We start from the raw sequence: 12502 nt of genomic DNA, 5'->3' as shown, positions 1-12502 counted from the left end.
TTAATCTATGACATCCCGCCGCCTGTCGACTTGGACTAACGATTTTTCACCCGAGCGCGGCCCGGGATGCATTCAAGACCACGGAAATAGTATTCGATAAACTGTACCCAGGGAGTACACAGATGACGATTACCCTCACCGGCGAAACGATCGACGTCGCCAATTCCTCTCCGACGTTGCGCCTGCACAGTTACGTCGTGAACGGCAACCTTGTCGTGACCTGGACCTCGCAGACCAGCAATTTCAGCGATGATGCCTATTTCACGGTGGTGGCCCCCGACGGCACGGTTCTGATCCCCGAAACGCTCATCGACACCGGCGCGGGCGATCTGCCCACCAACTTTTCCGACAGCGTGATCCACGTGGGCACCGATGCGGATGGCAATTACCAGTTCCATGTGTCGCATTTCGTCAACGGCTACTCCGACAATGGCGTCTTTGTCCCCGCCCGGGAGGAGCGCCAGGTCATCAGCTACGATGCGTCGGGCAACGTTGTGTCCACGAACACCTATGACCGAACCTTCGTGAACTGGGAAAGCTCGTCCAGCGTCGAGCTTGAGGATGGCGGCTATGCCCTGATCTACCGCGTCCTTCTCGCAGCCGAGATCCGCATCGACATCTATGACGAGGCGGGCGATCTGCAGTCCACCACGGTGGTCGAAGGCACCTTTGGCACCTTCGAGAACGAAAGCGTGTTCTACCAGGTTGTCGGCGGGCTGGATATCGTCGAGGTCGACGGGCGGCTTCTGGCCCTGCATGTGGACAGCTTCACCGACGAGGTCTACGGCCAGTTCTTCACCTTGGACGGCGTGTCCGACAGCGAAGAATTCCGCATCTCGACCGGCGACAAGGGCGAAGGCAGCTTTGCCGCCGTGTTCCTGGACGGAGAGCTTGAGGCGACGGTGCTCACCGATGGCCGCGTGCTGGTGGCCTATGCCCTGTCCGAGGATGGCGACATCAACATCTACGCCAGCGTGATCAACCCCGACGGCAGCATCGACATCCCCGAATTTCAGGTCAACACAGGCACTTACGAGGCGGGCGAGCAGTACCACGGCAATGTCCACGCGCTCGCGGGGGGCGGTTTCGCGATCACCTGGAACCTCAACTTCGCCACGCAGGCCGGTGGGTTCGTGCAGGAATACAGCGCCGACGGCACGCCCGTGGGCGATGTGCTCGAGGTCGGGATCGGCACCGGGACGGGCACCGGCTACGGCTATATCGCCCCCGACGGCAGCGGTGTGCTGCTGGACTGGTACGGCATGATCAACGTGCTGGGCGCGGGCAATGGCGGCGGCGGCGGTAACGGTGGCGGCGGCAATGGCGGCGGTGGTGGCACACCGAACACCGTCGCCGGCACCAATGGCAACGACACGCTCGTGGGTACCCCCGGCGACGACATCTTTGAGGGCCAGCTTGGCTTTGACCTGGTGCAGATCGGTGCGGCGCTGTCGGATTTCGTCAGTGCGGAACTGAACGCCGACGGGTCGGTGTCGATCCAGACCAACCTGGGTACCGACCTGGCCTTCGGCGTGGAGCTTTACGATTTCCTGGGCCAGGTGGTCACGGTCGACGCGCTGCTGGCCACGACGCTCAGCTACGTGGAATCCGGGTTCAACGACCTGCTGACCGGCGACATCGGCGACAACCGGTTCGATGGCGGTGACGGCAACGACACCATCAATGGCGGCGCGGGCGACGACGGGCTCAAGGGCGGCGACGGTGATGACCTTCTGAGCGGCGATGACGGCGACGACCGCCTGCCGGGCGGCGCGGGCAATGACACGGTGCTGGGCGGCGACGGCAATGACCGGCTGGGCGGCGGCGACGGCAACGACCGCATGGACGGCGGCGCGGGCAACGACGGCGGCGGCGCGGGACCGGGCAACGACACCGTGATCGGCGGCAGCGGCAACGATCGGTTCAACGGCGGCTACGGCCGGGACGAGATCGACCTTGGTTCGGGCAACGACACCTCGGGCGGAAGCTTCGGCAACGACACGATGAACGGCGGCGGCGGCAACGACTATCTTGGCGGCGCCGACGGCAACGACTCCATCAATGGTGGGGCCGGCGACGACACGATCATCTCGGGCTACGGCGAGGACACGGTCATCGGCGGGTCCGGCGCGGATCAGTTCGTCTTCAACGCGCTGCTGGGTGGCGGCACCACGGTGATCGAGGATTTCGAGGATGGCGTGGACGAGATTCGCGTGACCGGCCTGCGCGCCGCGAATGATGAGCTGGGGCGCCTTGGCATCACCAACATCACCTATGACGGCCAGCAGGCGGTCGAGATGACCTATGGCGATCACACGATCATCGTGCTCGACGCCCGGGAATCCGATTTCTCGGAAGCGGATTTTCTGTTCACCTGATCGGGAACGATTGTTTGAAACGCGAAACGGCGGCCCCGCGGGGCCGCCGTTTTCATGTTCACGCGGCGGCGCGCCCGGCGCGAACAGCAGTCGCAAGCTGCCGCGCGATCGCCAGACCGCGCCATGGGCAGACCGCAGTTGAAGATACCTGTCCGCGCACGGGATCAGTCGCGCAGCGATCCTTCCTCATCGCCCTGGCGGCGCATCTTCGACTTGACCATCTTGCCGAAGATCAGCGGCAGGATGAACCCGACGATCGCCACGATCCACAGGCCCGCAGCCAGTGGCGTGTCGACCAGCGTCCACCAGTTGCCGTTGTCGATGGTCACGGCGCGGCGCAGGTTGTTCTCCATCGCATTGCCCAGCAGCGTTCCCAGGATGATCGGCACCAGCGGCACGTCGAGCTTGCGCAGCACCCAGCCCATGACGCCGAAGCCGACCATAACCAGCAGATCGAAGCTTGACCCCGAAATGCCGTAGATCCCGACAAAACTGACCATGGCCACGATCGGCATCAGGATGCGCGGCGGCACCATCAGCACCCGAGTGAACATGCCGACCATCGGGATGTTCATCGCCAGCAGCATAAAGTTCGCGATGAAAAGCGCGGCGATCAGACCCCAGACCACGTCGGGGTTCTGCGTGAAGAGCAGCGGCCCCGGCGTGATGTTGAGCGCCAGCAATACCGCCAGCAGCACCGCCGTGGTGCCCGACCCCGGCACCCCCAGCGCCAGCATCGGCACCAGCGCGCCGCCCGCAGCGGCGTTGTTGCCGGCCTCGGGCGCGGCGACGCCGCGCGGATCGCCCTTGCCAAAGGTGCCCTCCTTGTCGACCAGCTTCTTCTCCATCGAGTAGCTGATGAACGACCCAAGCGAGGCCCCTGCCCCGGGCAGCACGCCCGCGATAAAGCCCAGCCCCGAGGTGCGCAGCATCGTCGGCGTGCAGTCCTTGAGCACTTTCCACGACGGGGTCAGCCGCCCGATCTCGACCTTCTTGCCTGCGCCCTCGGCCTCGCCATGCCGGTTCTCAAGGAAGATGAAGACCTCGGACAGGGCGAAAAGGCCGACGATGGCGACCAGGAAGTCGATGCCGTCATAAAGGTGCACTTCGCCGAAGGTGAACCGCGGCACGCCGGTCTGGGTATCGACGCCGATCATCGCAAGCCCGATGCCCAGCGCGGCGGCAAAAGCCGATTTCGCCTGGTTGGTGGAGCTCACGCCGCCCAGCGTGGCAAAGGCCAGCGCGAAAAGGGCGAAGTATTCCGCCGGTCCGAACAAAAGCGCGATCTTGACCAGCTGCGGCGCCAGAAAGATCAGGCCCCAGGTTGCGAAGAACGCACCGACGAAGGACGCAATGCCCGACAGCGACAGCGCCTCGCCCGCGCGGCCCTGCTGGGCCATCGGGTAGCCGTCAAGGCAGGTCATCATCGCGGGTTCGTCGCCCGGAATGTTGAGCAGGATCGACGAGATGCGCCCGCCATACATCGCCCCGTAATAGACCGAGGTCAGCAGGATCAGCGCAGGCGTGGCGCCCAGACCCAGCGTAAACGCGAGCGGGATCAGGATCGCCACGCCGTTGGACGGGCCCAGACCCGGCAACGCGCCCATGATCGTGCCCAGAAAACAGCCCAGAAAGGCCAGCAGCAGGTTCTGCCAGGTCAGCGCGATGGCGAAACCGTCGGCAAGGTTCGAAAGGGTGTCCATTGCGGATGCTCCTCAGAATCCCCAGGGGCCGCGCGCAAGGCTCAGCCCGAGGATCAGGTGAAAGACGACGTAGATGCCGACCGAGGTGGACACGCCCACCACCAGCGACCACAGCGGCGCGGTGCCCAGCCGCCAGGTCAGATAGCTTGCGGCGATGGCCGTCGCGACGACAAAGCCCAGTTCGGGCAGGTAGATCGCGTAAAGCACCATCACGAGGACCGAGAACAGGATCTCGAGCAGCCGCGGCAGCGCGGGCCAGAGCGGATCGGGATCGGGCTTGAGGATGATCGCCAGCGACGACAGCCCCAGCAGCGTGGCAAGGATCAGCGGAAAGGCTTTGGGCCCCACCGCGTCGGACAGAAAGCTTTCCTGGATCTGCAGCGCGGCATAGGCAAAGCCCATGGCCAGCAACAGGCCGATGACACCGAAGATACGGTCGCTCATGGCGGTCTCCTTCAACGGGTGATGTGTGCAGGGATGCCGGTCAGGGCGGGCGGCAGACCGGGCCGCCGTCTTGCCTGATCGAGGACGGGCCGGCACAAGCATTGCGCCGACCCCTGTGATTTCAGGGCCGGAGCCTTACTGGATGATGCCGATCTCGCGCGAGATGCTTTCGATCTGCGCCACCGAATCCGACACGAAGGACTGGAATTCGTCGCCCTGCAGGTCGAGCGGTGCCAGACCATTGGCGGCCATCACGTCTTTCCACGCGTCAGAGGCATAAAGGTCGGCGATCTTCGACACCCAGGCATCATAAGCCTCGTCCGACATGCCGCCGGGGGCATAGAACCCGCGCCAGTTGGCGCCGATGGCGTCCACGCCCTGCTCTTTCGCGGTCGGGAAGTCGGCGAATTCGCCGTCCAGACGCTCGGGCGACAGCACCGCCAGCACTTTGATGTCGCCGCTGTCGACAAAGCCCTTCGCTTCTGAGATGTCGCCGGTGAAGGCCTGCACCGATCCGGCCAGAAGCTGGGTCACGGCCTCGCCGCCGCCGTCAAAGGCGATGTACTTGATCGTGCGCACGTCCTCGATGCCATAGGCATTGGCGGCAATCAGAACCTTGAGGTGATCCCAGCCGCCCACGGCCGACCCGCCCGACACAGAGATGCTGCTGGGGTCGGCCTTGATCTGATCCAGAAGCTGCGGCAGCGTCTCGATCTCGCTGTCTGCGGACACGGCAATGACACCGTAATCGGCACCGATGGTGGCCAGCCAGCGCACCTGATCCATGGTGTTGCCCGGATAGGCGCCCTGCGCCAGTCGGGTCGCCGTGGCGGTCGAGGCCGCAACGATCAGATCGTTGTCATCGCCGCGCTTGTTGACGACTTCGGCAAAGGCCACGCCACCGCCGCCACCGGCCAGGTTGACGACCTGCATGGTGCTGTCCAGGAGGCCTTCGTCCTGCAGCGATTTGCCGACCTGGCGGCAGGTGAAATCCCAGCCACCACCGGGGTTGGCGGGGGCGATGCATTCGGGGTTTTCGGGGGTGAAACCCTGCGCGCTGGCGCCAAAGGCCGACAGGCCCAGAAATGCCGCGGCCAACGCCAGGCGAGTTGTCTTCGGTATCATGTCTTTCCTCCATGTGGTGGGTCTACCGGGCATCCCGGCAACCGCGCCATCCGCGCTGTCCGGGAACGATCCCAGCCTCCTCAGCCGCGCATGGCCTGAGCATTGCTCATAGTGCGTCAACCTGTCACGAACCTTTCAAAGGATCAACGTCGCAAAAATTGTCAATCGCGGTCGCCGGTGGGATTCAAGGCGGAACGAAAGCCCGGCGCGCTACTGCGCGGCGGTGCGCAGCGACGCCATGAGCTGGTGAAATTTCTCGCCCTGAACAGCGACGTGGCTGCGCAGGGTGTCAGCGGCCAGCGCCGCGTCACCGTCGGTCAGGGCGCGCACGATGGTTTCGTGTTCCGACATGGACTGCGCCATGCGCCCACGCCAGCGCAGCTGCACCCGGCGAAAGGGCTTGAGCCTGCGATGCAGGCGCAGCGCCTCGCCTTCAAGAAAGCTGTTGCCCGCTTCGCGATAGATCACGTGATGGAAATGTTCGTTCTCGCGATAATAGCCATCGGCATCGCCCGCCTCGACCGCCTTGCTGCAACGGATGTTCGTCGCCGCGAGGTCGCGCAGTGCGGCATCCGAGATACGGCTGGCGGCCAGGCGCCCGCAGGCCGCCTCGATCTCGGCCATGGTTTCGAACATCTCCATCAAAGCCACCGGGCCGGGCTGACGGACAAAGACACCACGCCGGGGTTTCTGTTCGGCCAGGCCCGAGGCCACCAGCCGCTGCAGCGCCTCGCGCACCGGAGTGCGCGACACACCGAACCGCGCGGCCAGGGTGATTTCGTCCAGACGGTCGCCATCGCGGTATTCGCCCGAGAACACCAGTTCCTCAAGCTCTTCGGCGATGGTGATCTGGCGCTGGCCGGTCATGACGATATCCTAGCGTGCGCAGGCTTTTGTCGGCAAGATCAATTTTCTTGTATACAATTTGTTTGACTCCGCATGCGCGTTGCCCCACCCTCTGCCCAAGCCCGTCCGGAGGGGAACGGGCATTCTGGGAGGAATGACATGAACTATCTGACAACCACCGCCTTGGCCGCCGCTTGCGCGGTCACCCTCGGCACCGCCGCCGTCGCCGCTGATCTGCGGCTGTCGCACCAGTGGTCCAATTCCGACGTGCGCCACCAGGTGGCGCAGATCGTCGCCGACGAAGTCGCCGCCGCGGATGTCGACCTGGACATCAAGATCTTCGGCTCGCAGTCGCTCTTCAAGGCGCGCGAACAGTACACGCCGCTCAGCCGCGGGCAGCTTGACATGACGGTCCTGCCGCTCAGCTATGCGGGCGGTCAGCAGCCTAGCTACAACCTGACCCTGATGCCGGGATTGGTGAAAAACCACGACCACGCCGCGCGCCTCGTCGAAAGCGACTTCATGGCCGCGTTGGAAGAAAAGATGGCCGAAGACGACGTCATGGTGCTCGTGCACGGCTACCTCGCGGGCGGTTTCGCCGGCAAGGAAGGCTGCATCACCGCGCCCGACGACGTGCAGGGCAAACAGACCCGCGCCGCCGGCAAGGCGTTCGAGCAGATGCTGGCAGGCGCAGGTGCGTCGATCGCGTCGATGTCCTCGGCGGAAATCTACAACGCCATGCAGACCGGCGTTCTGGATGCGGCCAACACCTCGTCCTCGTCCTTCGTCAGCTACCGCATCTACGAGCAGGTCAACTGCTTCACGCCCGCGGGCGATTATGCGCTCTGGTTCATGTATCAGCCGCTTCTGATGAACAAGACCACCTTCGACGGGCTGACCGAAGAGCAGCAGGCCGCGCTGATGGCGGGGGCCGAAAAGGCGCAGGCCTTCTACCTCGATGAAGCCAAGAAGCAGGACGCCAATGCCCGTGACGTCTTTGCCGAGAACGGCGTCGAGATCGCCGAGATGACCGAGGAAGAGTTCAACGCCTGGCGCGACATCGCGGCCGAGACCTCGTACAAGGCGTTTGTCGAGGAAACACCCGACGGTCAAAAGCTTCTTGATATGGCGCTTGCGGTCGACTGACCCCTGCCCGGGCGCGCCGGATCAGGCGCGCCCACCCCGCTGCAATCCCCAGTCCGACAGGAGGCCAGATGTCCGGCCCAAGCCCTCAAGGTGCCGCGCGCACCGGTGACAACCCGTTCCTGAAAGCCGTTGCCGCGATCTCGACGCTCGCGGGCTGGATCTCCGCAGGGATGATCGTCGTAGCGGTCTTTATCGTCTGCCAGATGATCTTTATCCGCTTCGTGCTGAACGGGTCGACCGTGTGGCAGACCGAAGCGGTGATCTACCTGATGATCGCCGCGACGCTGATCGGGCTGCCGTACGTGCAGCGCCTGCGCGGGCATGTGAACGTGGATCTGGTGCCGCTCGCCCTGCCGCTGAAGGCGCGCAAGGTGCTTTGCATCTTCACGCTCGGCCTTTCGGCGCTGATCATCGCGGTGATGCTGTTTTATGCCTATGAATTCTGGCACTTCGCCTGGGAACGCGGCTGGCGCTCTGACACGGTCTGGGGTGTGATGCTGTGGAAGCCCTACCTGTCGCTGCCCATCGGGCTGGCGCTGTTGCTGCTGCAATTGGTGGCCGATCTTTATGCCGTCGTGGCCGGCATCGAAAAGCCCTTCGGCATCGAACAAGAGGGCCTTGCCGCCCGCGTGGGGGATGTCTGATGGATCCGCTGCTTCTGGGCGCGCTGGTCGCGGTCACGACCATCCTCGTGCTCTTTTCCGGCGTTTCGGTGGCCATCGGGCTGCTGATCGTGTCGGCCGGTTTCTTGATCATATTCGACGGCATGCGCTCGCTCGAGCTGATGCCGGAGATCCTTTTCGGCAAGCTCGACAACTTTGCCCTGCTGTCCATTCCGATGTTCATCATCATGGGGTCGAGCATCGCCTCGACCCGGGCGGGGGCCGACCTTTACGAGGCGCTGGAACGCTGGCTGACCCGGGTGCCGGGCGGGCTGGTGATCTCGAACCTCGGGGCCTGCGCGCTTTTTGCGGCGATGTCCGGCTCCAGTCCGGCCACCTGTGCAGCCATCGGCAAGATGGGCATCCCCGAGATGCGCAAGCGCGGCTACCCCGACGGCGTCGCCGCCGGGTCGATCGCGGCGGGCGGGACGCTGGGCATCCTCATTCCGCCGTCGGTCACGATGATCGTCTACGGAATCGCCACCGAAACCTCGATCGGGCGGCTGTTCCTGGCGGGTGTGTTTCCGGGGCTGATGCTGGTGGGTCTGTTCATGGCCTGGTCGATCTACGCCACCTGGCGGTCTGGCGACGCGCAGGTGCTGACCGCGACAAACTATTCCTGGAAGCAGAAGTTCGAGATCCTGCCCCGCGTCCTGCCCTTCCTGCTGATCATCCTGGGCGTGCTTTACGCCATGTACGGCGGCATCGCGACGCCGTCGGAAACCGCCGCCGTAGGCGCGCTTCTGTGTCTGGTGATTGCGGTGCTGATCTACCGTATGTGGCATCCCGCGGCGCTTTGGACTGTGCTGCGCGACAGCACGCGCGAATCGGTGATGATCCTTTTCATCATCGCCGCCGCCGGGGTCTTCAGCTACATGCTGAGCTCGCTCTTCATCACGCAGAGCATCGCGGAATGGATCGGCACGCTTGACGTCAACCGCTGGGTGCTGATGGGGGCGATCAACGTCTTTCTGATCATCGCGGGCTTTTTCCTGCCCCCCGTCGCGGTCATCCTGATGGCGGCCCCTATCCTGCTGCCAATCATCACGACGGCGGGCTTTGATCCGATCTGGTTCGCCGTGGTGCTGACGATCAACATGGAAATCGGCCTGATCTCGCCCCCTGTCGGCCTGAACCTTTACGTCATCAACGGCATCGCGCCCGACATTTCGCTGCGCACGATCCTGACCGGGTCACTGCCCTACGTGGCCTGCATGATCGTCGCCATCGTGCTGCTGTGCATGTTCCCGGGGCTGGCCACGTGGCTGCCCGACGCGGTGATGGGGCCAGGGTTTTGAGCATTCTGGCCGATATCCTGAGCACCGTCTTCGAACGGCGCTACCGACGGTCGGGCGCGCAGGACAGCCGGTCGATGACCGAACTGTGCACCGATCTGCTGGGCAACCCCGGCGAGATGTCGGGCGGCCTGCTGGCGCGGCTGATCCTCGACCGCTATGCCGACCTGAGCTGGGATGAAAAACGCGCCTTCTTCGCGTTTCTGACGGATCATCAGGGGGTGGATCCGGGCGCCGTGCGCGCTGCGCTGGATGCTTACGAGGCGCAGCCGGACAAGGCCAGCTACCGCACGCTGATGGCCGCGGCAGAGCCGCCGCGGCAGGAACTGGCCCGGCGGCTCAACCGGGTGCCGGGGGCCACTGGACAGCTGGTGCGCATGCGGGCGGATCTTCTGCGGATGATCCCCGACAACCCGGAATTCGCCATGCTGGACCTGGACTTGCGGCATCTCTTCATGTCGTGGTTCAACCGCGGATTCCTGGTGCTGCGCCCCATCGACTGGGAAAGCCCGGCAGAGATTCTGGAAAAGATCATCGCCTACGAGGCCGTGCACGCCATCGACAGCTGGGACGATCTGCGCCGCCGGGTCCAGCCAGAGGACCGGCGCTGCTTTGCCTTCTTCCACCCGGCGATGCCGAGCGAACCGCTGATCTTTGTCGAGGTGGCACTGACATCCGCGATCCCGGGATCGGTGCAAGGCCTGCTGGAAAGCGGGCGCGACATCCTGCCCGAACAGGATGCCCGGACCGCAACGTTCTATTCGATCTCGAACTGTCAGGCGGGGCTTGCGGGCATTTCCTTCGGCAATTCGCTGATCAAGCAGGTGGTCGCCGACCTGTCGCAGGCGCTGCCGAACCTTTCGACCTTTGTCACCCTGTCCCCGATCCCGGGGCTCGCGCGCTGGCTGGCCGACCGGAACGAGACGCTGGAAGGCGCCGACGCCACCCGCGCGCGTCAACTGGCCGCCCACTATCTGACACAGGCCAAGCGCGGCGACGGCCTGCCGATCGATCCGGTGGCGCGCTTTCATCTTGGCAACGGGGCCCGGGTCGAGGCGGTACATGCCGATGCCGACACCTCTGAAAACGGCAGGCGCCAATCGGGAGGGGTCATGGTCAATTACCTTTACGACCGCGACCGGATCACCCAGAACCACGAAAAATTCGCGGCCTCCGGCACCGTCGCCGCATCGTCCACGGTGCGCAGCCTTGCCGCCGCCGCTGCATTTGAAGACGCTTGAAGGATCGCGCCATGGCCAACCCGCTTTACGATACGCTGTTCGGTCGCCACCGGGGCCGCGACACGCCGTTTCTGCACCTGCCCGACGGCGCCACCCTGACCCACGACGCCTTTTTGCAGATGACCGCGCGCTTTGCGCATCAGCTGACCGCACTTGGGCTGGCCCCCGGCGACCGGCTGGCGCTGCAGGTGGAAAAATCGCCCCAGGCGCTGGCGATCTATGCCGCCTGCGCCCAGGCGGGCGTGGTGTTTCTGCCGCTCAACACCGGCTACACCGGGGACGAGGTGCGGTATTTCGTGGAAAACTCCGGCGCCAAACTGCTGATCTGCGACGGCGCCAAGACGACGGCCCTGACCCCCGTGGCCAAGGATAGCGGCGCGGGCATCGCGACGCTGAACGCCGATGGCAGCGGGTCCTTCGCGGACGGGGCTGCGGACAAGGCGACATCCTTCGACACCGTGGCGCGTGAGGAAAGCGATCTGGCCGCCTTCCTCTACACCTCGGGCACGACGGGCCGATCCAAGGGCGCGATGCTGACGCAGACCAACCTGCTGTCCAATGCGCAGACGCTGGCAGAGCACTGGCGTTTCACGGCGGAAGACGTGTTGCTGCACGCGCTTCCGATCTTTCATACCCACGGGCTCTTCGTGGCGACGAACATCACGCTGATTGCGGGCGGGTCGATGATCTTTCTGCCAAAGTTCGATCTTGACCAGATGATCGCGCAGATGCCCCGGGCCACGGCGATGATGGGGGTGCCGACCTTCTACACGCGGCTTCTGTCGGACGACCGGTTCACGGCGGACCTGACCCGCGACATGCGGCTGTTCGTGTCGGGCTCTGCCCCGCTGCTGGCTGAAACGCATGTGCAGTTCGAAAAGCGCACCGGTCACCGGATCCTCGAACGCTATGGCATGACCGAAACCAACATGAACACCTCGAACCCCTATGATGGCGAACGGCGCGCGGGCACCGTGGGCTTTCCGCTGCCGGGGGTCGAACTCAAGATCACCGATCCCGCGACGGGCGACACCCTGCCCCAGGGCGAGATCGGCCAGATCGAGGTGCGCGGGCCAAACGTCTTCAAGGGCTATTGGAAGATGCCGGAAAAGACCGCAGAGGAGCTGCGCGAAGACGGGTTCTTCATCACCGGTGATCTGGGCCAGATCGACGAAGATGGCTATGTCAGCATCGTCGGACGCAACAAGGACCTGATCATTTCGGGCGGGTACAACATCTATCCCAAGGAAATCGAGGTGCTGCTGGACGACCAGCCGGGGGTGCTCGAATCCGCCGTGATCGGTGTGCCGCACCCGGATTTCGGCGAAACGGTCGTGGGCGTGCTGGTGCCCGACGGCACGTCCGGCCCCGATCTTGATGCCATTGCGCAACAGATCACCGAGGCGCTGGCGCGGTTCAAACACCCGCGCAAGCTGGTGGTGCTGGACGAACTGCCCCGCAATACCATGGGCAAGGTGCAGAAAAACATCCTTCGCGACAGGTTCGGCGACCTCTTTACCGGCTGATCAGACCCCGGATCGGCGGCCCGGCTTGGCAAATTGCCGCTACGCTCCGGATTGTGATTGAATCCATGTGGCAGCGCGGCCGGCTTGGCGATAGTGTTTCCAAAAGGGATATAATCCAATGGGGACAGTCAGCAGT

10 protein-coding genes are annotated in these 12502 nt (G+C 64.3%); 6 read left to right on the top strand and 4 right to left on the bottom strand.

Translation table 11 applies throughout. The features are described 5' to 3' along the window. The first annotated feature begins 122 nt into the window (after nucleotides 1-122). Nucleotides 123-2378 carry a calcium-binding protein gene (locus tag ACOXXX_RS04595; RefSeq protein WP_422825375.1) on the top strand — a complete coding sequence of 752 codons (2256 nt, stop codon included), beginning with the start codon at nucleotides 123-125 and terminating at the stop codon, nucleotides 2376-2378. 164 nt (nucleotides 2379-2542) lie between these two features. Here the strand turns inward: ACOXXX_RS04595 and ACOXXX_RS04590 are convergent, their stop codons facing one another. From ACOXXX_RS04590 to ACOXXX_RS04575, 4 genes are all read right to left on the bottom strand, one after another. Continuing rightward, entirely contained in the window at nucleotides 2543-4081 is a 1539-nt protein-coding gene (locus ACOXXX_RS04590; RefSeq protein ID WP_422825374.1) for a tripartite tricarboxylate transporter permease, read from the bottom strand. A 12-nt stretch (nucleotides 4082-4093) separates the two neighbouring features. Further along, nucleotides 4094-4525: a tripartite tricarboxylate transporter TctB family protein gene (locus ACOXXX_RS04585; protein WP_422825373.1), complete on the bottom strand. Its 432-nt coding sequence runs from the start codon at nucleotides 4523-4525 to the stop codon at nucleotides 4094-4096. Nucleotides 4526-4660: 135 nt separating this feature from the next. Beyond that, the gene (locus ACOXXX_RS04580) at nucleotides 4661-5650 is read right to left on the bottom strand and encodes a Bug family tripartite tricarboxylate transporter substrate binding protein (protein ID WP_422825372.1); all 990 of its coding nucleotides are present in this window, start codon (nucleotides 5648-5650) and stop codon (nucleotides 4661-4663) included. A gap of 210 nt (nucleotides 5651-5860) precedes the next feature. Further along, the gene (locus ACOXXX_RS04575) at nucleotides 5861-6517 is read right to left on the bottom strand and encodes a GntR family transcriptional regulator (RefSeq protein ID WP_422825371.1); all 657 of its coding nucleotides are present in this window, start codon (nucleotides 6515-6517) and stop codon (nucleotides 5861-5863) included. Between the two features lie 138 nt (nucleotides 6518-6655). On the opposite strand from ACOXXX_RS04575, the gene dctP reads away from it, so the two are divergent. The 5 genes from dctP (at nucleotide 6656) to ACOXXX_RS04550 (ending at nucleotide 12366) form a co-directional block, all read left to right on the top strand. Continuing rightward, nucleotides 6656-7642 (top strand): TRAP transporter substrate-binding protein DctP, encoded by a 987-nt coding sequence (gene dctP / locus ACOXXX_RS04570; protein WP_422825370.1) that lies wholly within the window; start codon nucleotides 6656-6658, stop codon nucleotides 7640-7642. 68 nt (nucleotides 7643-7710) lie between these two features. Further along, on the top strand, nucleotides 7711-8286 hold the full coding sequence (locus ACOXXX_RS04565; protein WP_422825369.1) for a TRAP transporter small permease: 576 nt from the start codon (nucleotides 7711-7713) through the stop codon (nucleotides 8284-8286). Continuing rightward, entirely contained in the window at nucleotides 8286-9602 is a 1317-nt protein-coding gene (locus ACOXXX_RS04560) for a TRAP transporter large permease (RefSeq protein WP_422825368.1), read from the top strand. The genes ACOXXX_RS04565 and ACOXXX_RS04560 overlap by 1 nt, the downstream gene beginning before the upstream one ends. After that, nucleotides 9599-10840 carry a malonyl-CoA decarboxylase gene (locus ACOXXX_RS04555; RefSeq protein WP_422825367.1) on the top strand — a complete coding sequence of 414 codons (1242 nt, stop codon included), beginning with the start codon at nucleotides 9599-9601 and terminating at the stop codon, nucleotides 10838-10840. Before ACOXXX_RS04560 ends, ACOXXX_RS04555 begins: the two co-directional genes overlap by 4 nt. A gap of 11 nt (nucleotides 10841-10851) precedes the next feature. After that, entirely contained in the window at nucleotides 10852-12366 is a 1515-nt protein-coding gene (locus ACOXXX_RS04550; protein ID WP_422825366.1) for a malonate--CoA ligase, read from the top strand. The last annotated feature ends 136 nt before the right edge of the window (nucleotides 12367-12502 follow it).

Origin of the sequence: Thalassococcus sp. BH17M4-6, assembly GCF_049323015.1 — a bacterium.
Taxonomy (GTDB): Bacteria; Pseudomonadota; Alphaproteobacteria; order Rhodobacterales; family Rhodobacteraceae; genus Puniceibacterium.
The sequence above is the reverse complement of the archived record's forward strand: the minus strand, read 5'-3'. Positions and strand labels throughout refer to the sequence as shown.

Excerpts from the sequence above, each read along its gene's own strand:
- ACOXXX_RS04595 (WP_422825375.1), top strand. The coding sequence starts at position 123 with ATGACGATTACCCTCACCGGCGAAACGATCGACGTCGCCAATTCCTCT.
- ACOXXX_RS04590 (WP_422825374.1), bottom strand. The coding sequence starts at position 4,081 with ATGGACACCCTTTCGAACCTTGCCGACGGTTTCGCCATCGCGCTGACC.
- ACOXXX_RS04585 (WP_422825373.1), bottom strand. The coding sequence starts at position 4,525 with ATGAGCGACCGTATCTTCGGTGTCATCGGCCTGTTGCTGGCCATGGGC.
- ACOXXX_RS04580 (WP_422825372.1), bottom strand. The coding sequence starts at position 5,650 with ATGATACCGAAGACAACTCGCCTGGCGTTGGCCGCGGCATTTCTGGGC.
- ACOXXX_RS04575 (WP_422825371.1), bottom strand. The coding sequence starts at position 6,517 with ATGACCGGCCAGCGCCAGATCACCATCGCCGAAGAGCTTGAGGAACTG.
- dctP (WP_422825370.1), top strand. The coding sequence starts at position 6,656 with ATGAACTATCTGACAACCACCGCCTTGGCCGCCGCTTGCGCGGTCACC.
- ACOXXX_RS04565 (WP_422825369.1), top strand. The coding sequence starts at position 7,711 with ATGTCCGGCCCAAGCCCTCAAGGTGCCGCGCGCACCGGTGACAACCCG.
- ACOXXX_RS04560 (WP_422825368.1), top strand. The coding sequence starts at position 8,286 with ATGGATCCGCTGCTTCTGGGCGCGCTGGTCGCGGTCACGACCATCCTC.
- ACOXXX_RS04550 (WP_422825366.1), top strand. The coding sequence starts at position 10,852 with ATGGCCAACCCGCTTTACGATACGCTGTTCGGTCGCCACCGGGGCCGC.